This is a genomic window from Bacillus sp. JKS001846, assembly GCF_900176455.1.
Classification (GTDB): Bacteria; Bacillota; Bacilli; order Bacillales; family Bacillaceae_G; genus Bacillus_A; species Bacillus_A cereus.
On sequence record NZ_FWYG01000001.1, the window covers coordinates 2,619,575 to 2,640,822 of the forward strand.

Below are 21,248 nucleotides of genomic sequence, written 5' to 3' on the forward strand. Positions count from 1 at the left end.
ATATACAGAATATTTAGATAATGGGAGGTGTCGAATTTTGAGTGAAATTGAATTAAAAAGGAATGTAATTAAGACTAGGAGTGAGAAGGGGGGTATTCTCCGTTTTATACTCGCTAGTCTCGTTGGAGTGTTTATGTTTTTCGTCCCTGTTACGATAAACGGTGCATCGTCTATTATGATTGATCATATCGTATCGTGGATTAGGGCTTCGGTTCCAGGCGTAGTACCTTATTATGCATTATTTGTTATGGCAATTGGTGCGATTTATCCATTTTATACGAAGAAATGGAATGCATCTATCGTAGACATTTGTTTTTCTATTTTAAAAGTAGTTGGCGTTGTATTTGGCATATTATATTGTTTAAAAGTAGGACCAGCTTGGTTCTTTGCGCCAGATGTTGGACCGTTTTTGTATGAGAAGCTAGTCATATCAGTAAGTTTGCTCGTTCCAATTGGCTCGGCGTTTTTAGCGTTATTAGTCGGATATGGATTGCTTGAATTTATCGGTACATTTTGTCGTCCGATTATGAGGCCATTATGGAATACGCCGGGGAGATCGGCAATCGATGCAGTTGCGTCCTTCGTTGGAAGTTATTCGCTTGCTCTCCTTATTACGAATCGGGTGTATAAAGAAGGAAAGTATACGACAAAAGAAGCGGCGATTATCGCTACAGGATTTTCTACAGTATCCGCTACATTTATGATCATCATCGCAAAAACATTAGATATTATGCATTTATGGAATGTTTATTTTTGGACTACGCTTGTTGTAACATTCATCGTGACTGCTATCACCGTAAGAATCCCGCCCCTCAGTAGAAAACCAGATACATATGTAACAGAAGAAGGGTTCCCAGAGCCTGTTTATAAAGAGAAAATGTTAGAACGTGCTTGGGAAGGTGCATTAGAAGTATCAAATTCAGCACCGAGCATTATGAAAAATATTGCAGTGAATTTAAAAGACGGATTTATTATGACGATGGGAATTTTACCATCCATTATGTCAGTAGGATTAATTGGTATCGTCTTAGCGAAGTTTACGCCAATATTTGATTGGATCAGTTATATTTTCTATCCATTTACATGGCTATTACAATTACCGGAAGCAGACTTAGCCGCTAAAGCCGCATCAGTTGGTATTGCAGAAATGTTTTTACCGTCATTATTAGTAGTAAGTGCACCAATTGTGACAAAGTTTGTTATTGCAGTTGTTTCCGTATCATCTATTTTGTTTTTCTCCGCTTCCATTCCTTGTATATTATCAACAGATATTCCGTTAAAAGTATCTGAACTTATTATTTTATATGTGCAGAGAACGATTTTAACGTTACTTATTATTACGCCGATTGCTTATTTATTGCTTTAAAGTTTTAATAAGATAAAGTTATAAAAAAGAAGCCGTCTGTAAAAAGAGGGCTTCTTTTGTTTAAAAGCAGGATATTCTTATTTATTTTTCGTATATGACGTAACGCTTCTTAAGAAGATTCCTAGTCCCGCAAAAAAGAACCCTAAGCATAATAAGCTGCCTGGCGTTCCCCAAGTAATTTGATCTAGCATTTTTTATCCCCTCCCGTTTATCATTATATAGAATTTATTGGGAATTACCAAAAAATTCTTTTTTAAGGGTTACTGATGAGTCTTCCTACCTTCCTTATACGAGAAGAATATATTTGAAAAGAATTCTTCTCTCTATATTTTTATATTATTATAATACGTTTTTATTCTTATGATATAGTAACAACAAAGGGGGCTTAAAAATGGAAATTATTCACGAAAGAGCAAAGTTGCGGTTAATGGATAATACTGATGTCGAAACTTTGTTTTCGATTGTAGAAGGAAATCGGGATATTTGGGCGTATTTAATCTCTAAAATGGATAGTGTGCAAGATATGCAACAATACGTTCAAAAAGCGATAAAGGGTTACGGAAGAGGTACTCAAATACCTTTCATAGTCGTAGATCAACAGTCGAATAAGATTGTAGGAAGTACACGTTTATATAATATTTCAGTAGAAGATAAGACAGTTGAGTTAGGGCAAACGTGGTATCATCCGAGTGTACAACGTACGAGTATAAATACAGAGTGTAAGTATATGCTTCTCCAGTATGCTTTTGAAAAATTGCATATGCTGAGAGTGCAAATTAAGACGGATGCAAGAAATGAAAAAGCACAACGAGCAGTTGAAAGATTAGGCGCAGTAAAAGAAGGTGTGCTTAGAAATGAAAGAAAATTACCGAATGGTTATGTGAGAGATGCGGTGGTGTACAGTATTATCTCGAGTGAATGGCCAGGCGTAAAAGAACAATTGTTAGAAAAATTAGAGTTATATAAAGAAAAGTTATAATTCGTGTTTTGAAAGGTATATTGTTCGTGAGACATGAAAAATATACCTTTTTTCTTACAAAATGCTACTTTATTTTAATTCCTTTTGTTTCATCGTTCCCTTCTGAGAAAAAATTCGTTACAATGTAGTTGTATAGTAATAAACTTATGAATTTAAAAAATGTAATGAAAACCGCAAATGAAAATGAATTGATAATCCTCAATTTTAAATGAAAACCCTTTTATACATAAATAACAAGTAAAGTTCCTTCTTTTAAATAAACTCAAACAAAACGATTTGATATAAATGTTTTTTATAGAAGTATGGATGATGTACGGAGGCAATTACAAATGAAAGAAAATAAGACGAGTAAGAAAAGACGAATCTTTCAAGTATTTTTACTAATGATTTGTTCTGCTATTTTATATGTAAGTTATGCAGCTTACGATATTTGGAGTTATCGTTTTAAAGCAAATGATGACGTGAAAACGGATGCTGGTATCGTACTAGGAGCAGCTTCGTGGAACGGAAAACCATCTCCTGTATTTAAAGAAAGAATTAATCATGCGATTTCTTTATATAAGAATGGAAATATCAAAAAGATTATTTTTACAGGTGGTACAAAGTTCGAGGCAGAACTTGAGGAAGCACGTACTGCAAGAGTATATGCAATGAAACAAGGTGTAAAAGAGGAAGATATTTTAATTGAAACTAAATCCCTTTTCACTGAAGAAAATTTAAAAAATGCGAAGCAAGTTGGAATAGAGAACGGAATACGCACATACACGATTGTAAGTGATCCACTTCATATGAAACGCGCAATGAGAATTGCAAAACATATTAATATTGAAGCGTATGCTTCACCAACGCCGACATCAGCATATAAAACGTTAGACACAGAAATTCCATTCTTCTTTAAAGAATTATTCTCGTATATTGGATATGTAACCTCTTTGCCATTAAAGGCATTGAAAGGAGATTAACATAAGAAAAGAACCTATCCTTAAATAGGAACTTTTCTTATTAGTCAAAAACATTGTATTTTTATCGGAATAGTGAAACAATAGAGAGGTAGCTTCATATAATCATAATGAAAAAGTGAGCGGTTGATGAATCGAACATAAAGGAGATTATAGTATGGCACTCTCATTTGTTGAAACAGAAGAACAATCTTTCATTATTGCACAAATAAATAAATTGATTCCGAAGTTCATGGAAAGGGAGCATCAGCTAAGTGAATTGGGATCATTTCCGTATGAAAATATAAATGATTTGAAAGATATCGGATATACGAAATTAACGTTACCGAAGGAATTTGGTGGTAGTGCAATTTCTTTATATGACTTTGTTTTATTTCAAGAGAAAATCGCGGAAGGCTGCGGAGCTACTGCATTATCGATTGGCTGGCATCTTGGCATTGTGAAAGAGCTAGCGGAAAATCGCTCTTGGAATGATGAGATGTTCAAATGGTTTTGCGAAGAAGTACGTAATGGTGCGCTCTTTAACAGGGCAGCGACAGAACCGAAAACAGGGAGTCCGACGCGTGGCGGCAAACCAGAAACAATAGCGGTTCAACAAGGCGAGAAGTGGGTTATAAATGGAAGAAAAACTTTTACAACGATGGCACCAGTACTTGATTATTTTATTATTTCAGCAAGTATGGAAGGCCAAGAAGAAGTTGGTGAGTTTGTTATTCCAAGAAATACACCCGGTGTATCTATTGAAGAAACGTGGGATAGCGTTGCAATGCGAGGGACTGCTAGCCACGACCTTGTCTTACAAAATGTAGAGATAGAAAGTCGCTTTTTTACAGATATAAAAGGCGGGAAAGTAAAGCAAAAGGGTGTTGGCTGGTTGCTACATATACCAGCATGTTATTTAGGAATTGCACAATCAGCAAGAAATTATGCAGTTCAATTTGCGGAATCATACAAGCCAAACAGTTTAAACCATTCTATTAGTTTATTGCCGAATGTTAGAAGATTAGTTGGAGAATTAGAACTCGAGCTTATGCAAGCTCGCGTCTTTTTATATCAAATTGCGAAAAAGTACGATGAGGCAGAAGATAAACTATCACTGCAAGCAGAATTAGCAGCCGTGAAATATGCTGTAACAAATGCGGCGATATCTATAGTGGATAAATCGATGCGCATCGTAGGAGCAAAAAGTTTATCAGAAAAAAATCCGCTCCATCGTTACTATTTAAACGTCAGAGCAGGACTGCATAATCCACCGATGGATGATGCAACATTGTCTATGCTGGCGGATGCGGCGTTTCGGTCGTAGTTTTTAAATTTTACATTTTATTGTTTATGGATATTATAGTTGTTTTGAAAGCACGGGTTTGATTAGTAATCAAACCCGTGCTTTTTATGTGTATGAAGTACTTAGTTGAGATGTAGGTTTTTAATATAAATGATTATCATGGTTTTGTGATTGTTTCTTGTTGAAAAATTCTTATTGTAATGCCAGTTTGGAGGCTGTATAAACATTTTTCGTATTTAATCCCAAATTAATGGTCTTTCTAAGTTTACCATTCGTAAATATTGTAAAAATTGACCTGCATGGACCGCATCATGATAGGCAATTCGTAATAGCATATCGCCTAAATATCGTTGATAGCCAACATCGCTTCTATCAATAAGTCTTGAATCTAGATCGGCTATGCTTATTGATTGAACATATTCTATGAAGTCAGTAAAGTATGATTGTGCCAATTCAATTTCTTTTTTTACACAAGTAATCGGCTCGTCATCATACGGGATACGTATGTCGTTTATTGAACCGTTGTTTTTTATAATCATATGGTAGTAAAAAGTTGAACTCCATACATGACGAATCATCTCACCAAAAGACATAGCCTCAGGATCAGGCTTCCAATTAAGGAAATTATTAGGAAGAGAATTCCATAATTTTTCTGAGCGCCTTCTCGTTTCTTTCAAATTTAATATACTAAGATCAATTGCATTCATAATACATTCTCCTTTACTATTAAACTTAAAATAATTGTATCAATTTAATAGTTAGGGTATCATCGAAATATGAATGTATATCCGAATATCTCATATATAGCTAAACTAATTGCTGAACCTACAAGAGCAATCATATTAGATTGTCTAATGAATAATCAGGCACTACCTGCTAGTGAATTGGCTTATATGGCAAAAGTGTCACATCCAACAATTAGTTCGCATCTTTCTAAATTAGTAGAAGGGAATTTACTTACAGTTGAACAACATGGTAGACATCGTTACTATCGACTTGCTAATCAAGAAGTTGCAGAAGTGCTTGAAAAGTTAGGGACAATCGCACCAACAGTTCAAGTTCGTTCTTTAAAACAATCAGGTCAACTAAAACAAATTCGTTATGCTCGAACTTGTTATGATCATCTTGCAGGCAAACTCGGTGTAGAGATAACTGAAAAATTACTAGATAGGCAATTTATAATTTTAGAGGATGGAGAATACATTGTAACGGAACAAGGTAAGCAATGGTTTCTGAATTTTGGAATAAATGTTGATGAGGCAGATACAAAAAGGAGGGTATTTGCAAAACCTTGCCTTGATTGGAGTGAACGACGCTACCATATTGCCGGTTGGTTAGGATCTGCAATAGCAAAACTATTTTTTGAACAGGAATGGATTACAAAAACGGATAAGAATCGGGCTGTCCATCTTACAAAGAAAGGTGTAAAGTTATTGGAAGATCAATTAGGCATTGATATGAAAACTGAGGAAAGGAAAGCTTGAAATTAGAAAAGTCCGTCAAAATGACGGGTTTTTTCATTATGGTAGGAGTGTACATGAATAATAGGATGTTACCAATAATTGTTGCCAATAAAAAAATCTTTCTTTTCATTCTTCTTTTTTAAGTTTTAAAGGAGAAAGCTAGGCTTCTTATTTTTACTAATGTTATAATAAGAAAAAAGCACGAAAAGAGGTCATCTCATGCTAGAGGTTATTGCAACATGTTTAGAAGATGTAAAACGAATTGAAAGCGCTGGCGGGAAGCGGATTGAATTAATTTCATCTTATACAGAAGGTGGTTTAACACCGAGTTATGCTTTTATAAAAAAAGCGGTAGAAGCGGTAAGTATACCAATTCATGTTATGATTCGTCCGCATGCGAAGTCTTTTACATATACGGAAGAAGAAATTGAAATGATGAAAGAAGATATTATAGTTGCACAGAAGTTAGGAGCAGCTGGTGTAGTATTAGGCGTATTAAATGAACGAAATGAAGTGGATGAAGAGAAATTAGCGGACTTACTATCTGTTGTAGATGGAATAAATGTAACGTACCACCGTGCGATAGATGATATAGAAAATCCAGTAGAAGCGATGAGAACTTTAAAGAAGTTTCATAAAGTGACTCACGTTTTAACTTCAGGTGGACAAGGAAATATAGTAGAGAATATTCCGGTGCTTACAGAAATGCAAAAGGTAAGCGATGGTCAAATTCAGCTTGTAGCTGGAGCTGGCGTGACGAAAGAAAATATAAAGCGATTGCTAGATGAAACTGGAATTACGCAGGCGCACGTCGGTACAGCGGTAAGAGAAGGAAAATCATGTTTTTCTGAAATAGATCCTAATTTAGTACAAGAATTAGTTGGAATAATAAAATAAGTGCTTAAGAAAGAGGAGAAACGATGAAGGAAAATACGAAGAAAGAATTATTCTCATGGGCTAAAACGATAGGGTTTACCCTTGTATTAATTGCTATTATTCGCGGTGTTTTATTTACACCTTCTTTAGTACAAGGTGAATCGATGATGCCCACTTTAGAAAATAACGAACGAGTTCTCGTGAATAAGATTGGTTATAGTATAAGTGGATTAGATCGCTTTGATATTATCGTCTTCCACGGAAAAGAAGGTTACGATTTAGTAAAACGAGTAATTGGTTTGCCAGGCGATACAGTTGAGTATCAAAATGATGTTTTATATGTAAACGGAAAAGCGATGGAAGAACCATATTTAAAAGAGTTTAAAGAAAAAGCAGTAGGCCGTGTATTAACTCCAGACTTTACGTTAGAACAAATCACAGGGAAAACGAAAGTGCCAGAAGGCCAAGTATTTGTTTTAGGGGATAATCGTGAAGTTTCTAAGGATGGTCGCATGTTTGGCTTTATTTCAGAAGATGAAATTGTTGGAAAAGGACAAGCTGTTTTCTGGCCGTTGAAACAAGTAAGAGCGTTATAAAGTGTAGTGAAGTATGGGAGAGATATTCTTCCATGCTTTTTTATTTGCTTAAAATCTATTGATTGAATTGAAAGAATATTTTATAATTTTAAATTATATGTTTGTTTCGAAAAACGGAATTTAAGTTCCGTTTTTCGGAACGAAAGGGAGATAGAATGAGTATAAATAAAACGGCAGTTAAGACAATGGATATTTTAGAGTTGTTTTATGAGCATGAAGAGCTAAGTTTAACTGAGATGGTTCAGCTTACAAATATGCCGAAAACATCTGTTTATCGTTTAATTGGCTCGTTAGAAGAGATGGCGTTTTTACAAAAAAACGAAAAGGGGAAATATCGTTTAGGGGTCGTATTTTTACGGTTCGGTCAACTTGTTTCACACCGATTATCAGTAAGAAATATAGCAATTCCTTATATGAAAGAACTTAGAGATAGTTTAGGACAGGCAGTTAATTTAATAATTCAAGATGGTAATGACGCAATTTATGTTGAAAAGATGGAAGGTGTTCAGCCAGTACGCGTGTATACGGCAGTTGGAAGAAGAGCACCGCTTTATGCTGGTGCATGTCCAAGAATTTTACTATCGTATTTCTCTGAGGAAGAGAAACGGAGATACATAGAGGAAGTGGATTTAAAACAGTTTGCAGATGGAACAATCGTGGATAAGGAACAATTGTTAGAAGTGTTGCAAATGGCAAAAAAGGAAGGCTACACAATTAGTTATTCTGAGTTAGAAAATCATACAGCCGCGATAGCAGCACCCATTTTCGCGAGCGATGGAACGGTTGTAGCAGGCATTAGTATTTCAGGATTAGCAATTGAGTACAGAGAAAGTAACATTTCATATTTTATTGCGAAGGTGAAAGAAACAGCGCATCGCATTTCGAAAGAACTCGGCTTTTTGGCATAGAAAGAGGGAGTAGGATGAAATTTTCTGCGTTAGGGGATCAAGCAATTATTGTTACATTTGGTGAAGAAATTAAGATGGATATATATGAGAAAGTACAGCGGTTATTTCAAGCACTGCAGCAACATCCGTTTGCAGGAATGATTGAGTGTGTTCCATCGTTTACTTCATTAGCTGTTTACTACAATGTATACGAAGTATGGAAGAGAAATGAGAGAAGTGAAAGGTCATATGATTACGTTCGCCAGTATATAAAGGAACTGTGTGATTCTTATAAAGAAGAAGTAAAACAGGATGTGAAACATATTTCTATACCAGTGTGCTACGGGGAAGAATATGGACCTGATTTAGAAGAGGTCGCGCATTATCACGGTTTACAAGTAGAAGATGTGATTCGAATACATAGTGAAACTACATATTTTGTATATATGCTTGGTTTTACACCAGGGTTCCCGTATTTAGGAGGATTATCAAAAGAATTAGAAACACCTAGAAAAGAAACACCACGGTTACAAATCTCTCCTGGTTCAGTAGGTATTGGGGGAAATCAAACAGGTATATATCCGCTTGAAACACCGGGAGGATGGAATATTATCGGCCGAACTCCTATTTCATTATTTAATCCGGAAGAAGAAATACCAACATATATTCAAAGTGGTATGTATTTACGATTTATTCCAATAACGAAGGAAGAGTACGTATCACTTGAGGGGGTTAAAGAATGGATGTAGAAGTTTTGCATGCGGGAATGTTTACAACAGTCCAAGATTTAGGGCGATCTCATTATCAACAATACGGTGTGCCAGTTGGCGGGGCGATGGATCAAAGTGCACTTCGGATGATCAATATGTTAGTTGGTAATGAAGAGAATGAAGCGGGACTCGAAATGACGATTATGGGACCTAAATTGTTAATAAAGAAAACGACTTTACTTGCGATTGGCGGAGCAGACATGGAACCGTTGTTAAATGGAGAACGTATCCCATTATGGCGTCCCATTTTAGCGGAAGAAGGTAGTATGCTTTGTTTTGGAAAAGTGAAAAGTGGTTGTAGAGCGTATGTGACTTTTGCGGGTGGTATACATATTGAGCGTACAATGGGAAGCAAAAGTACGTACATACGTGCTGCGATTGGTGGTATAGAAGGAAGAATGCTGAAAAAAGGAGATTGTTTTCAAATTGGTACGTACTCAGAAATGGCGAATCGTTTCATTCAAGACTTACAAAAAGATGAGCGAATAAAAACGAAATGGGTAATTAGCAACAGCGTACTACCAAAGTATAAGAAACATCCTAAGCTTCGTGTCATAGCTGACTTTGAATACGATCAATTTACAGAAGAAAGTAGAAAGGCATTTTTTACGAAAGAGTATAAGGTATCTAATTATGCTGACCGTATGGGCTATAGGGTTGAGGGAGAAGTTTTAAATAGGATTGAAGAAAAAGAGATTTTATCGAGTCCTGTTACATTTGGAACCATTCAAGTTCCTAATGGCGGACAGCCGATTATATTAATGGCAGATAGGCAAACGACAGGTGGCTATCCGAGAATGGGAAATATCATTTCAGTAGATTTACCTCTTCTTGCCCAGCTAAAGCCGGGGGACTATGTTTCTTTTGAGAAAATTACGCTTGAAGAAGCGGAACAATTGTACATAGAACAAGAAGTAAATATGAATCTATTAAAGAAATTCATCGCTTTACGAAGCTGGAATTAGGAGGAATACATTGTGACTACAATCGATTTAAACTGTGATTTAGGAGAAAGTTTTGGAGCTTATAAAATGGGGAATGATGATGAAATTCTTCCGTTCGTTTCCTCTATAAACGTTGCTTGCGGTTTTCATGCGGGTGATCCGTCTATTATGCGTCAAACTGTTGAAAAAGCTTTGGAGTATAACGTAGCAATAGGGGCGCATCCTGGATTTCCTGATTTAATTGGATTTGGTAGAAGAAACATGAATGTTTCAGCAAGTGAAGTATACGATTATGTTTTATATCAAATCGGCGCATTAGACGGGTTTGTAAAAGTGGCTGGCGGGAAGATGCATCATGTAAAGCCGCACGGTGCCTTATATAATATGGCGGCGTCTAATCCGGAAATTGCAGATGCAATCGCAAAGGCAATTTATCATATAAATCCAAGTCTATTACTTTACGGATTAGCAAATAGCGAGGCGTTTATACAGGCTGCAGAAAAATACAATGTAACTCTCGTACAAGAGGCTTTTGCGGATCGTACGTATAAGCAAGATGGTACATTAACGAGCCGTACAGAAGAAAATGCGCTTATAAAAGATGAAGACGAAGCAATAAAGCAAGTACTTCAAATGGTGAAAGAAGGCCATGTAAATTCGATCAATGGAGAGAAAGTAGCAGTTCAGGCGCAAACGATTTGTTTACACGGTGATGGGGAAAAAGCAGTGCAATTTGCAGAAAGAATATACAGAACATTCGGACATGATGGTATTTCTATATGTGCACCGAAATAAAAAATGAGGGGAAGTGTTGGAATTGGTGAAATTAATCGGGATATTATTAGTGGCAGTGGGCTTTTTATTTAGATTAAATACACTTTTAGTAGTTATGGTTGCAGGTATTGTTACTGGTATGGTTTCAGGATTAAGTTTTTATGATGTGATCAGCATGTTCGGTAAATTTTTCATAGAAAATAGATATATGTCTATGCCAATTATATTAACTTTACCGGTAATCGGAATTTTAGAGCGTTACGGTTTAAAAGAAAGAGCCGAAGCACTTATAACGAAATCAAAAGGAGCAACAACTGGAAGAGTATTAATGTCATATTTTACGATAAGAGAATCATCAGCAGCACTAGGGCTTAATATTGGTGGGCATGCGCAAACAGTAAGGCCGCTCGTTGCACCGATGGCAGAAGGGGCTGCGCAAGGTAAATACGGTAAACTTCCTGAAAAATTAAGAGAAAAGATTAAAGCAAACGCAGCTGCTGCGGAAAATACAGCTTGGTTTTTCGGAGAAGATATTTTCATCGCAACTGGTGCTATTTTATTAATGAAAGGATTCTTCGATTCAGTAGGTATGCATGTTGGTGTATGGGATATGGCACTTTGGGGCATTCCGACAGCAATATCTGCACTTATTGTAAGCTGGATTAGATTTAGAAGGTTTGATAAATATATAGAGAAAACAATGAAGGCAGAAGGAAAAGAAGAGAAGGAGGCAATCTAATATGAACATCATCACAATGGATACAATCTATTATGTATTAGGGATAATTGTTGCTTTTATCGCTGTTCGTATCGCATTCGATCGTGAACATCCAAACAGATTCGGTTCTAGTTTATTTTGGGCATTGTTTGCAGTTACATTTTTATTTGGAAATGTAATTCCTTCGTTTTACGTTGGCTGTATCGTGCTCGCTATGGTCGTTTTAGCCTCGCTAAATAAAGTGACAAAATCAGAGGAAAAAGAAGTTCCAGTACAAGAACGTGTAAAACATGCTGAGAAATTAAAAAATAAAATTTTTATGCCTGCACTATTAATTCCTATTTTTACAATTATCGGTACGTTGACGTTAGGGAAAATTAAATGGGGAAATGTCTCTCTTGTTGATCCAGATAAAGTAACTTTAGTTGCATTAGCGCTTGGTGCATTACTCGCATTTGTCGCGGCGATGCGTATTACAAAATCGAAAATAACAACGCCTGTTCAAGAAGGAAGCAGACTATTACAAGCTGTCGGCTGGGCTGTTATTTTACCACAAATGTTAGCGGCACTTGGCGGTATTTTCGCGAAGTCGGGCGTTGGACAAGTCGTTTCTGATTTAGTCGGACAAGTGTTACCGACAGAGTATCCGTTCGTTGCTGTTATGGCGTACTGTTTAGGCATGATGCTATTTACAGTCGTAATGGGAAATGCATTCGCAGCGTTTGCTGTTATTACTGGCGGAATTGGCTTACCTTTAATAGTTCAAATGCACGGCGGAAACCCAGCAATTATGGCAGCACTCGGTATGTTTGCTGGATATTGCGGAACACTGCTTACGCCAATGGCAGCAAACTTTAATATCGTACCTGCGATGCTTTTAGAGCTAAAGGATAAAAATGCGGTTATTAAAGCGCAAGTACCAATTGCTCTTTCAATTTTTATCATAAATATGTTTATTATGTACGGCCTTGTATATCGTTTTTAATTAGGAGGATAAAACTATGAAAACAGTATTATTAACAGGGTTTGATCCGTTTGGCGGAGAAAATATCAATCCAGCTTGGGAAGTAGCAAAAGGTTTGCATGAAAAAACAATTGGAGAATACAAGATAATAAGCAAACAAATACCAACTGTATTTCATAAATCAATAAGCGTATTAAAAGAGTATATAGAAGAACTAGGGCCGGAAATTACTATATGTATCGGACAAGCTGGGGGCAGACCAGATATTACGATAGAACGTGTCGCAATTAATATTGATGATGCAAGAATTGCTGATAATGAAGGGAATCAGCCAGTAGATGTACCGGTTGTAGAAGAAGGAGCGATTGCGTATTGGTCTACACTTCCGATGAAAGCAATCGTAAAAAAACTTCGCGAAGAGGGCATACCGTCATCTGTTTCACAGACGGCAGGCACATTCGTTTGTAATCACTTATTCTATGGACTTATGCATGAATTAGAGAAACATGATAAGAAAATAAAAGGCGGATTCATTCATATTCCGTTTTTACCAGAACAAGCGAGTAATTATCCAGAGCAACCGAGTATGTCACTTTCTACTATTAGTAAGGGAATAGAATTGGCAATTGAAGTAACGATGACAGTTGAAGTAGATATTGTAGAGATTGGGGGCGCAACGCATTAAGTAAAATGAATTGTACAACACCTCCTGTAAACAACTGGTATAATAAGAATAGGAAAATACATAGAGGTGATTTTTGTGCAACAATTTGAAGAAGTACGTTTAATTTTAGAAAAAGCGAAGAAAATTACAGTATTAACAGGCGCTGGTGCAAGTACGGAAAGTGGTATCCCAGATTTCCGTTCAGCAAATGGATTGTATGCTGATGCGAATGTGGAGATGTATTTATCAAGAGGGTACTATAACCGAAGTCCGAAAGAATTTTGGAAGCATTATAAAGAAATCTTTCAAATTAATACGTTCCATCAATATAAACCAAATCGTGGACATCGTTTTTTAGCTGAGCTAGAAGAACAAGGGAAAGATATTACGATTTTAACGCAAAATATTGACGGTTTACATCAATTAGGTGGCAGTAAACATGTCATTGATTTACATGGAACACTTCAAACAGCACATTGTCCGAAGTGTAAAGCGGGATATGATTTACAGTATATGATTGATCATGAAGTGCCGCGCTGTGAGAAGTGTAATTTCATTTTAAATCCAGACGTTGTTTTATACGGAGATACACTGCCTCAATATCAAAATGCGATGAAACGTTTATATGAAACAGATGTACTTCTCGTTATGGGAACGTCATTAAAAGTACAACCTGTCGCTTCATTCCCGGAAATCGCAAAGAGAGAAGTAGGGGCAACAACTATTTTAGTAAATGAAGAGTTAACAGGACAAGAATATAACTTTGACTTTGTTTTTCAAAATAAGATTGGTGAGTTTGTTGAAGGGTTATCTTCAATGAAATAAGTTAACGAAAAAACTGAGGTATCTACCTCAGTTTTTTATTTGGGTAATCGCTGTATTAAGCAACATGAAAACAGGTCGATAATGTAGTAACCACATCTCTATAATTTATAAAAAAGGTTTTAGTCGGCAAAATAGCAGAATAGGAAGAAATGTTTTCTTTAACCAATAAACAATCGTCATAAAGTAAGCTAATATGTAGCTGTTGTAAAGGTTCTATTTCGTTTTGCTTTAAGTATAAAACTAAATCGTTAAAAAGTTGTTGCCCATATTCATCTACAGAACGTTCTAATGAAAGTTGACCTACTATGCTAGTCCACCATACTTGAAAACTACATACTAATTCTTTAAAAGAGTCTTCATTACATAATTGGGTGTTAAAAAGCTTCTCATAGAAGATATGGTTTTCTTCATGAAAAATTTGTAAATCATATCTGTCGTTAGCAGTTTGCTTACGAAGAGTCAGCCATAATTCTTTGAAATTTGTTTTAAAGTCAGTGGAGAAATGTAATGTTTTTGTTATGTAAGGAAAACGAAAATTTTCTTTTTTTCCTTTTTGATTGAGATAAATATTTTGAATGTAGATCATAAAGTTTAAACAATGTGGCGTTTTAGTATGTATGATAAACGAATCTGTCATTTTCGTTCTCTCCTTAAGTAATGTCTTTTATGAATTTATTTCTTTAGTATACAAAGAAATGTAAACTAATGGTATAAAAATAAATTTGCTCCATTTTTCTTTTAGAATAATATTCATTTTATTGTGCATTAAGGGAATGGTAATAAATAGGGTATAAAAATAAAAAAACTGAAAATTAAATCTTTTATTTCTTTTATAATTAATATAAAATTCTATATATATCATATAAATAAATTTGATACATAATGACTTTGCGTAGAAATGTTAATAGAATGAAGCGAGGGAGCGAAATGAGACAGAAAAAGGAGCAGAAAAAACTATCGAAAAAGAAAAAGACTCATATTCCATTTCGGTTAAATGTACTATTTTTTATTGTCTTTCTTTTATTTTCAGCTATTATAATTCAATTAGGTAAAGTACAAATCATTGATGGAGAAACGTATAGAAATGAAGTAAATAAAAAGGAAGATGTAACGGTAAGCACTCCCGTTCCTAGAGGGAAAATGTTTGATCGGCAAGGTCACGTTATTGTAAATAATAAACCATTGCGAACCGTTACATATACGAAAATGAGAGGAGTAGACTCGAAAGAAGTTTTACAAGTAGCAAGAGGTTTAGCTAAGCTAATTGAAATGTCGCAAGAGGACATAGACAAGTTAACAGAAACAGATAAAAAGGATTTTTGGATGCAGTTAAATGAAAAGCGGGCAGCAGCGAAAGTAACGAAAGAAGATGAGAGTAAATTTAGAAAGCAGGAGATAGAAGGGAAAGAATTAGATAAAAAAGTTGAAGAGTTACGTAGGGAAAGAATTACACAAGAAGAATTAAGTGAACTTTCAAAAGAAGACCTAGAAGTACTAGCCATTAAAAGCAAAATGAATGCGGGATATAAAATGACGCCGCAAATCGTTAAAAAAGATGTAAGTCAAAATGAATATGCTGTCGTTAGTGAAAGGTTGGCAAGTTTACCGGGGGTAGATACAACAGTAGATTGGGAACGTGAATACCCAAATGATAAAATACTGCGCTCTATACTAGGTAGCGTTTCTAATGAAAATGAAGGGTTGCCAAGAGAACAATTAGATTATTATTTAGTTCGTGATTATAATCGAAACGACCGTATTGGTAAAAGTTACATCGAAAAACAATACGAAGATGCACTACACGGAACGAAAGAACAGTCTAAAAATATTATGGATAAAGCAGGGAAGATTGTTCGCACAGAAAAAGTGACTGAAGGAAAAAGTGGAAATAACTTGATGTTAACAGTCGATATGGATTTACAGAAAAGAGTAGAGGGAAGTCTTGAAAAGAATTTACGAGCCTTTCATGCTGCAGAGCCGATGATGGATCGTGCGTTCGTAGTAATGATGAATCCGAAAAACGGTCAAATTTTATCAATGGCAGGAAAGAAAATTGTAAATAAAGATGGCGGTATGCAAATAGAAGATTATGCATTAGGAACGATGACAAGTTCTTATGAGTTAGGGTCAACTGTAAAAGGTGCTACTTTATTAACTGGATATCAAACAGAAGCGATTAAGCCGTATACACATTTCTTTGATGCACCAATGTATTTTAAAGGAAGTTCTAAGCCGAAGAAATCGTGGAAAGAATTTGGGGATATTGATGATTTAAGAGCTTTGCAAGTGTCATCGAACGTTTATATGTTTAATACGGCTTTAAAAATGGCAGGCATTAATTATGTCCCAAACAATCCATTAGATATTAAACAAGAAACATTTAATAAAATGCGCTACTATTTTAGACAATTTGGCCTAGGTGTGTCGACTGGTATTGACCTGCCAAATGAATCAATTGGTCAAGTAGGTAGAACTGATAACATACCCGGATTTTTACTTGATTACGCGATTGGACAGTATGATACATATACGCCGCTTCAGCTTGCACAATATATTTCAACCATTGCAAATGGCGGTTACCGAATGAAGCCACAAATTGTACAAGAAGTTAGAGAGCAACCGAATAGACCAGAGGATGTAGGAAAAGTCGTTCGGTCGATTGAACCAGTTGTATTAAATAGAGTGGATATGGACACTTCGTACATTAATCATGTAAAAGAAGGATTTAGAAGAGTTTTTCAAGAAGCTGACGGAACAGGTACCGGAACGTTTAAAGGTCTACCATATAAACCAGCGGGAAAAACAGGAACAGCTGAGACAGTATATGGTGGAGAAAGTGATATTGGAAGAGATGAGAACAACAACCGAAAAAAATGTTATAATTTAACTCTTGCCGGTTATGCACCATATGATGCTGATCCGGAAGTAGCTTTTTCAGTTGTTGTACCATGGGTGAATGATGATAAATCAGGAATTAATTCTGCGATTGGTAAAGAGATTTTGGATGCGTATTTTGAATTAAAAACAAATAGATCAAATACAAATTCAATTCCAGTAGAACAACCGAACAAGGCACAGTAAAAATAGTATCACTGCATGGAAACATATTGTGCAGTGATATATTTTTTGAGTTAAAAAGCGCTTTATAAGGTGGGAATGGATATGAAAAAGGAGATTAAGAGAGGCTGGGGAAAGTACATACTATTTATATTGGTGATAGTCATAGGCTACCATTCTTTTACTTTATGTAAGGTGGAAGGGGAATCGATGCAGCCGACTTTATATGAAGAAGACTACGTATTTGTAAATAAAGCAGTAGTACGTCTTTCTAATTTACAACACGGAGAAATTGTCATTATAAAGGAAGCGGATGAATCGAAATATTATGTGAAACGTGTAATAGGGCTTCCTGGTGATGTAATTAACATAACGAACGGAAAGGTATATGTGAACGATAAAAAGCAAGAAGAACCATATACAAACAAAGATTTATTTAACAACACACAAGTGTTTTATAACTTTCAAAAGACAAAAATTCCGCCAAATAAGTTATTTGTAATGGGAGATAACCGCGAAGTCAGTAGAGATAGTCGAAATGGCTTAGGATATATTGAAGAAGATAACATAATTGGCAAGGTGGAATTTGTATATTATCCTTTTTCAAAAATGAAAATAATAGAATAAGTGGGAGAGGAGCAAAACCCCACTTATTAAAGTTTCACTTTATTTTCTTTAAAAAACCTTTTGGATTAAATGATATGAAAAATTTATGTTTAGACTCGTCGATACTTGAAAATAAGCCAAATAACTCATGTGGAAAATGAAAGGAAATGATCGTATGTACAAATACACAATTTGCTTTATTAGAAAAAGCGATAAAATACTGCTATTAAATAGAAATAAAAAGCCGAATATGGGGATGTGGAATGGTGTTGGAGGAAAAATAGAAGATAATGAAACGCCATACGAAGGAATAATTAGAGAAACATTTGAGGAAACGGGCATAGAACTTTCAAGTGTAACGTATAAAGGGACTGTTGGTTTTAAAGGTAAAGATGAGCCCCAGGCTAGTGAAGGAATGTATGTGTTCGTTGCTGATTTGCCAGATGGAATGCAAATGAATACACCATTACGTACGGCTGAAGGTCTATTAGAATGGAAAGAAATTGATTGGATATTAGATGGTGATAATAGAGGAGTAGTTAGCAATTTACCAAAATACTTACCGACAGTATTAACAGAAGAAAATAAGTTAGAACATATGTTTACGTATGATAACCAGAATATTATTCATTACACAACTGCATGTTTGACAGAAGATGATGCGAACAAGCGATATGAAAAACAACTCATTTCTCAATAGAAGAGGAAAGTGAAAAATCACGTTTTTGCTCTCATCATATATGCGAGGTGATTATATGTTTCAGAAATACAATTCATTGGTCATAATTGTAATATGCATGATATAACTTTTCTTATTATGAAAGAGTAGAGAACATATGTAAACGGAGCAAAAAGGAGGTGGCTTTGCCACCTCTTTTTGTTAGCTACAAATCGCCTTAATCATAAAACGATGTTGCTTCACATCAAAATAACCTTTTTGTAAGATGATTTCATGTATACGATATAATTCCTCACAATACCTTTCAACAGTAAAATCAGGAATTTGCCACGGAATCGCTTTTAAATAATAGACGATAGCGCCAATGTCATAAAAGCGTTGGAAAGGGAATTCCTCTTTTGCATCTAAGATAGTAAATCCATTTTGCTTTAACTCACTGCATGCGGTTTCGAGAGACCAACTTGCAAATTCGCTATTTAGTGGTGAGCCAAACTGCTCATTAAGTTCCGCGCAATCAAGACCGCCAACTTGTTGTGTAAGAAAAACGCCACTTGGAGAAAGAATTCTGTTTACCTCAGAAGCAGCATACGATTCATGTTGATTTATAATTAAATTAAATTGACCATCTTGAAATGGCAAAGCAGTATCATCGGTCACTTCTACAACGGCAACCCCTAAAGGCTCTAATTTCTTTCGAGCAATTGGCACATTTGGAGCGTAGCCCTCAGTAGCGAATATAGTTGACGGGAACGGTTGTAACATAGATAAAAACTCTCCGCCAGTACCCATATCGAGCATTGATTCTGCACGTTGCATAAGCTGAAAAGCAGTACTGCCGTACGACCACGATAAAGGCTCGCTCTTCATTCGACCCGTTTCTGAAATGAAAGAAAAATCCCAACCGCTAAAATGTGTATTTGCACTTTCTAATAAAGTTAAAAATAATGGATCACGTTTCATAATTATGTCCTCCTATTTTTTTAATGGATGATATGATGAGAAAAGAAAAAGGGAGGACCTCTTATTAAAGTGGAACGGTTTTATGTTTCGTGTTCGAATAGATTCATATAAAGTTACTCCTTGTGAGAATTGTTATTTATATATTCGGGTTAATTGAGTGAAAATCCTTTGAGGGTATAAAAGAAGGCAGTTGTTTAATGAAAAAGTAAATTGAGTTATCTACTTTTATAGTGTAATTGTTCATTCATACGCATAAAAAAATTATTCTCTCCATAAAATAGTAAAATTATATTGGAGGTTGAATTATGAAAAAATTTAGTGTATTTTCAATAACCTTGATGACTTTTGGAATGTTATTATTTGGATTAAATAGGATAATAGATAGCTATTATGAGCCTATTATCCTATTAGGGTATATTTCTTTTTTAATTGGAGTGGTTCTGAGTATTATAGCGATTGCTAGACGTGAAGATGGAAGATTAAAATTCATATCACTTATCTCTTTCTTTGTTGTCCTGTTTTTCATTACTTGGTTTGAGTCGTTTCAGGTACTACGAATTATTACTTGGCTAAAAAATATCTATTAAAATTTAAATTGTTGGTAAAAATGGGAAACCTTAAATTTAGGTTTCTTTTTATTATATTCGATTATCAATATTAAAACTTATTAGAGCCATTAATAAAAGAAATAGATATATATACCGAGTGTAAAAATATTTTAATTCTTTGAAAACATTCAGCGATTTAGTATTCTTTATATATGGAATATTTTGTTTATGCGAAAAGAGGGCAAGGTGCTATATGAAAAGAATGAAAAATGTAATGTTACTATTGTTATGTTTCTTATGTTTAAGTGGGTGTAATTATAAAGATGACGATCAGGTGAAAAAATATGTGAAAAAAAAGCACGGAATTGATGTGATTGTAACACATTGGGGTGCTATAAACGAAGGAAATATGGGGCATACATATCATACTGTTCAAGCAAAAAATAACAAAAATATTCAATTTAGAGTAGAGGTAGATGGCTTCTTATATTCAAGAATAAAAGGTGATGAATATCAATACGGAAAAAAAACATATGAGGAATATAAGAAATTTAAACCAATGCTAGAAGAAATTAAAAAATTAGGTTACGTGGAACCTGAAAATAAAAATGTTTTTCAATATATAGTGGATGATGATATAGAGGAGAAACCAACGGATAAGTTATTATTAACTTTAAAAACGAGTGACAAGATTGATTACAGTCAATTTGAATCAAAAGAATTAGATCGTTTATATGCTCTAATCCAATTCATTCAGAAGAGTAATAGAAAGATAACAACACTTGAAATTGAGGATTATAATGGTGAATCTATAGGCTTGCCTTTTCAAAATGTGCAAAAAGCTATAACGAAAGAAGAACTGCTTTTAACAATGAAAAACACAGTAAGCAGTTATTGGACATATTTGGTTCAAACTGAAACAAAAGTAGGCGTAAGGTTAAATGAAATTCAAAATGATCGTTTTGAAATTGAGGATATTACTTGTCCACACCCGAAAGACGGCAATTGTCTAGAGTATGAATTGACATTAGTTTTCAATGACAGTGAGATAAAATATAGAAATGATCCATATGTAATAGATGATTTGAGAAAGGTAGTCACTATTCTTAAAGAAGAACTATATAATAAGGATTTTAACATATATTTAAGGAACAAGGATGGAACAAGTTATTCACTCTGGCTATCATCCGAAAAAATTAAGGAAAGTAATAACATAGAAGAGTTAGTAAAATAATGATATAAAGAAGAAATTTAAAGTGCTTTTTATGTTTGTTATTTCTGTATTCAAAAGGAAAACCGCTTATGTTTCATTTTTGAAGCATAAGCGG

23 protein-coding genes and 1 pseudogene are annotated in these 21,248 nt (G+C 34.9%); 20 read left to right on the top strand and 4 right to left on the bottom strand.

Features of this window, described 5'->3' with window-relative positions; all coding sequences use genetic code 11:
* Positions 1 to 37: 37 nt before the first annotated feature.
* The 4 genes from B9A45_RS14095 to B9A45_RS14110 all read left to right on the top strand — a co-directional run bounded on the left by B9A45_RS14095 (position 38) and on the right by B9A45_RS14110 (position 4,610).
* Positions 38 to 1,366 carry a YjiH family protein gene (locus B9A45_RS14095; protein WP_084064161.1) on the top strand — a complete coding sequence of 443 codons (1,329 nt, stop codon included), beginning with the start codon at positions 38 to 40 and terminating at the stop codon, positions 1,364 to 1,366.
* Positions 1,367 to 1,757: 391 nt separating this feature from the next.
* Positions 1,758 to 2,345, top strand: a complete 588-nt coding sequence (locus tag B9A45_RS14100; RefSeq protein WP_016110262.1) for a GNAT family N-acetyltransferase — start codon at positions 1,758 to 1,760, stop codon at positions 2,343 to 2,345.
* 329 nt (positions 2,346 to 2,674) lie between these two features.
* Positions 2,675 to 3,307 (top strand): YdcF family protein, encoded by a 633-nt coding sequence (locus B9A45_RS14105; RefSeq protein ID WP_084064162.1) that lies wholly within the window; start codon positions 2,675 to 2,677, stop codon positions 3,305 to 3,307.
* A 154-nt stretch (positions 3,308 to 3,461) separates the two neighbouring features.
* Positions 3,462 to 4,610: an acyl-CoA dehydrogenase family protein gene (locus B9A45_RS14110; protein ID WP_001218345.1), complete on the top strand. Its 1,149-nt coding sequence runs from the start codon at positions 3,462 to 3,464 to the stop codon at positions 4,608 to 4,610.
* Positions 4,611 to 4,825: 215 nt separating this feature from the next.
* Here B9A45_RS14110 and B9A45_RS14115 read toward each other — a convergent pair whose 3' ends face one another.
* Positions 4,826 to 5,296, bottom strand: coding sequence for a DinB family protein (locus B9A45_RS14115; RefSeq protein WP_000991282.1), 471 nt, complete (start codon positions 5,294 to 5,296; stop codon positions 4,826 to 4,828).
* 69 nt (positions 5,297 to 5,365) lie between these two features.
* Between B9A45_RS14115 and B9A45_RS14120 the strand changes: the two genes are divergently transcribed.
* From B9A45_RS14120 to B9A45_RS14170, 11 genes are all read left to right on the top strand, one after another.
* Positions 5,366 to 6,073 (top strand): ArsR/SmtB family transcription factor, encoded by a 708-nt coding sequence (locus tag B9A45_RS14120; protein ID WP_016110261.1) that lies wholly within the window; start codon positions 5,366 to 5,368, stop codon positions 6,071 to 6,073.
* A gap of 198 nt (positions 6,074 to 6,271) precedes the next feature.
* A complete protein-coding gene (locus B9A45_RS14125; protein ID WP_016110260.1) occupies positions 6,272 to 6,949 on the top strand; it encodes a copper homeostasis protein CutC in 678 nt (225 codons plus the stop codon).
* Positions 6,950 to 6,972: 23 nt separating this feature from the next.
* On the top strand, positions 6,973 to 7,524 hold the full coding sequence (gene lepB, locus B9A45_RS14130) for a signal peptidase I (RefSeq protein WP_016110259.1): 552 nt from the start codon (positions 6,973 to 6,975) through the stop codon (positions 7,522 to 7,524).
* Between the two features lie 155 nt (positions 7,525 to 7,679).
* Positions 7,680 to 8,432: an IclR family transcriptional regulator gene (locus tag B9A45_RS14135; protein WP_016110258.1), complete on the top strand. Its 753-nt coding sequence runs from the start codon at positions 7,680 to 7,682 to the stop codon at positions 8,430 to 8,432.
* 14 nt (positions 8,433 to 8,446) lie between these two features.
* Complete coding sequence (pxpB, locus tag B9A45_RS14140) at positions 8,447 to 9,160, top strand: 5-oxoprolinase subunit PxpB (RefSeq protein ID WP_000672265.1); 714 nt, start codon at positions 8,447 to 8,449, stop codon at positions 9,158 to 9,160.
* A complete protein-coding gene (locus B9A45_RS14145) occupies positions 9,151 to 10,146 on the top strand; it encodes a 5-oxoprolinase subunit C family protein (protein WP_016110257.1) in 996 nt (331 codons plus the stop codon). Before pxpB ends, B9A45_RS14145 begins: the two co-directional genes overlap by 10 nt.
* A gap of 12 nt (positions 10,147 to 10,158) precedes the next feature.
* Positions 10,159 to 10,920, top strand: coding sequence for a 5-oxoprolinase subunit PxpA (pxpA, locus tag B9A45_RS14150; RefSeq protein ID WP_016110256.1), 762 nt, complete (start codon positions 10,159 to 10,161; stop codon positions 10,918 to 10,920).
* Between the two features lie 22 nt (positions 10,921 to 10,942).
* A complete protein-coding gene (locus tag B9A45_RS14155; protein WP_000239809.1) occupies positions 10,943 to 11,638 on the top strand; it encodes a DUF969 domain-containing protein in 696 nt (231 codons plus the stop codon).
* A gap of 1 nt (position 11,639) precedes the next feature.
* Entirely contained in the window at positions 11,640 to 12,602 is a 963-nt protein-coding gene (locus B9A45_RS14160) for a DUF979 domain-containing protein (protein ID WP_001021658.1), read from the top strand.
* 16 nt (positions 12,603 to 12,618) lie between these two features.
* Positions 12,619 to 13,266, top strand: a complete 648-nt coding sequence (gene pcp / locus B9A45_RS14165; RefSeq protein WP_016110255.1) for a pyroglutamyl-peptidase I — start codon at positions 12,619 to 12,621, stop codon at positions 13,264 to 13,266.
* Between the two features lie 75 nt (positions 13,267 to 13,341).
* The gene (locus B9A45_RS14170; protein ID WP_001183779.1) at positions 13,342 to 14,070 is read left to right on the top strand and encodes an NAD-dependent protein deacylase; all 729 of its coding nucleotides are present in this window, start codon (positions 13,342 to 13,344) and stop codon (positions 14,068 to 14,070) included.
* A gap of 55 nt (positions 14,071 to 14,125) precedes the next feature.
* Here B9A45_RS14170 and B9A45_RS14175 read toward each other — a convergent pair whose 3' ends face one another.
* The gene (locus B9A45_RS14175; protein WP_016110254.1) at positions 14,126 to 14,707 is read right to left on the bottom strand and encodes a hypothetical protein; all 582 of its coding nucleotides are present in this window, start codon (positions 14,705 to 14,707) and stop codon (positions 14,126 to 14,128) included.
* Positions 14,708 to 14,997: 290 nt separating this feature from the next.
* Between B9A45_RS14175 and B9A45_RS14180 the strand changes: the two genes are divergently transcribed.
* Together B9A45_RS14180 and lepB (B9A45_RS14185) are read left to right on the top strand one after the other, a co-directional pair.
* Complete coding sequence (locus B9A45_RS14180) at positions 14,998 to 17,151, top strand: peptidoglycan D,D-transpeptidase FtsI family protein (protein WP_001249185.1); 2,154 nt, start codon at positions 14,998 to 15,000, stop codon at positions 17,149 to 17,151.
* 81 nt (positions 17,152 to 17,232) lie between these two features.
* Positions 17,233 to 17,754, top strand: coding sequence for a signal peptidase I (gene lepB, locus B9A45_RS14185; RefSeq protein ID WP_001986493.1), 522 nt, complete (start codon positions 17,233 to 17,235; stop codon positions 17,752 to 17,754).
* 34 nt (positions 17,755 to 17,788) lie between these two features.
* Here lepB (B9A45_RS14185) and B9A45_RS14190 read toward each other — a convergent pair.
* Positions 17,789 to 17,857, bottom strand: a pseudogene (locus B9A45_RS14190) (cephalosporin hydroxylase); the annotation flags it as partial.
* A gap of 51 nt (positions 17,858 to 17,908) precedes the next feature.
* Between B9A45_RS14190 and B9A45_RS14195 the strand changes: the two are divergent.
* Positions 17,909 to 18,433: an NUDIX hydrolase gene (locus B9A45_RS14195; protein WP_084065593.1), complete on the top strand. Its 525-nt coding sequence runs from the start codon at positions 17,909 to 17,911 to the stop codon at positions 18,431 to 18,433.
* Positions 18,434 to 18,613: 180 nt separating this feature from the next.
* On the opposite strand, the gene B9A45_RS14200 is transcribed toward B9A45_RS14195, so the two are convergent.
* On the bottom strand, positions 18,614 to 19,372 hold the full coding sequence (locus B9A45_RS14200) for a class I SAM-dependent methyltransferase (protein WP_084064163.1): 759 nt from the start codon (positions 19,370 to 19,372) through the stop codon (positions 18,614 to 18,616).
* 305 nt (positions 19,373 to 19,677) lie between these two features.
* Here B9A45_RS14200 and B9A45_RS14205 point away from each other — a divergent pair, with 305 nt between their 5' ends.
* Complete coding sequence (locus tag B9A45_RS14205) at positions 19,678 to 19,959, top strand: hypothetical protein (protein WP_084064164.1); 282 nt, start codon at positions 19,678 to 19,680, stop codon at positions 19,957 to 19,959.
* A gap of 214 nt (positions 19,960 to 20,173) precedes the next feature.
* Complete coding sequence (locus B9A45_RS14210) at positions 20,174 to 21,154, top strand: hypothetical protein (RefSeq protein ID WP_000827148.1); 981 nt, start codon at positions 20,174 to 20,176, stop codon at positions 21,152 to 21,154.
* The last annotated feature ends 94 nt before the right edge of the window (positions 21,155 to 21,248 follow it).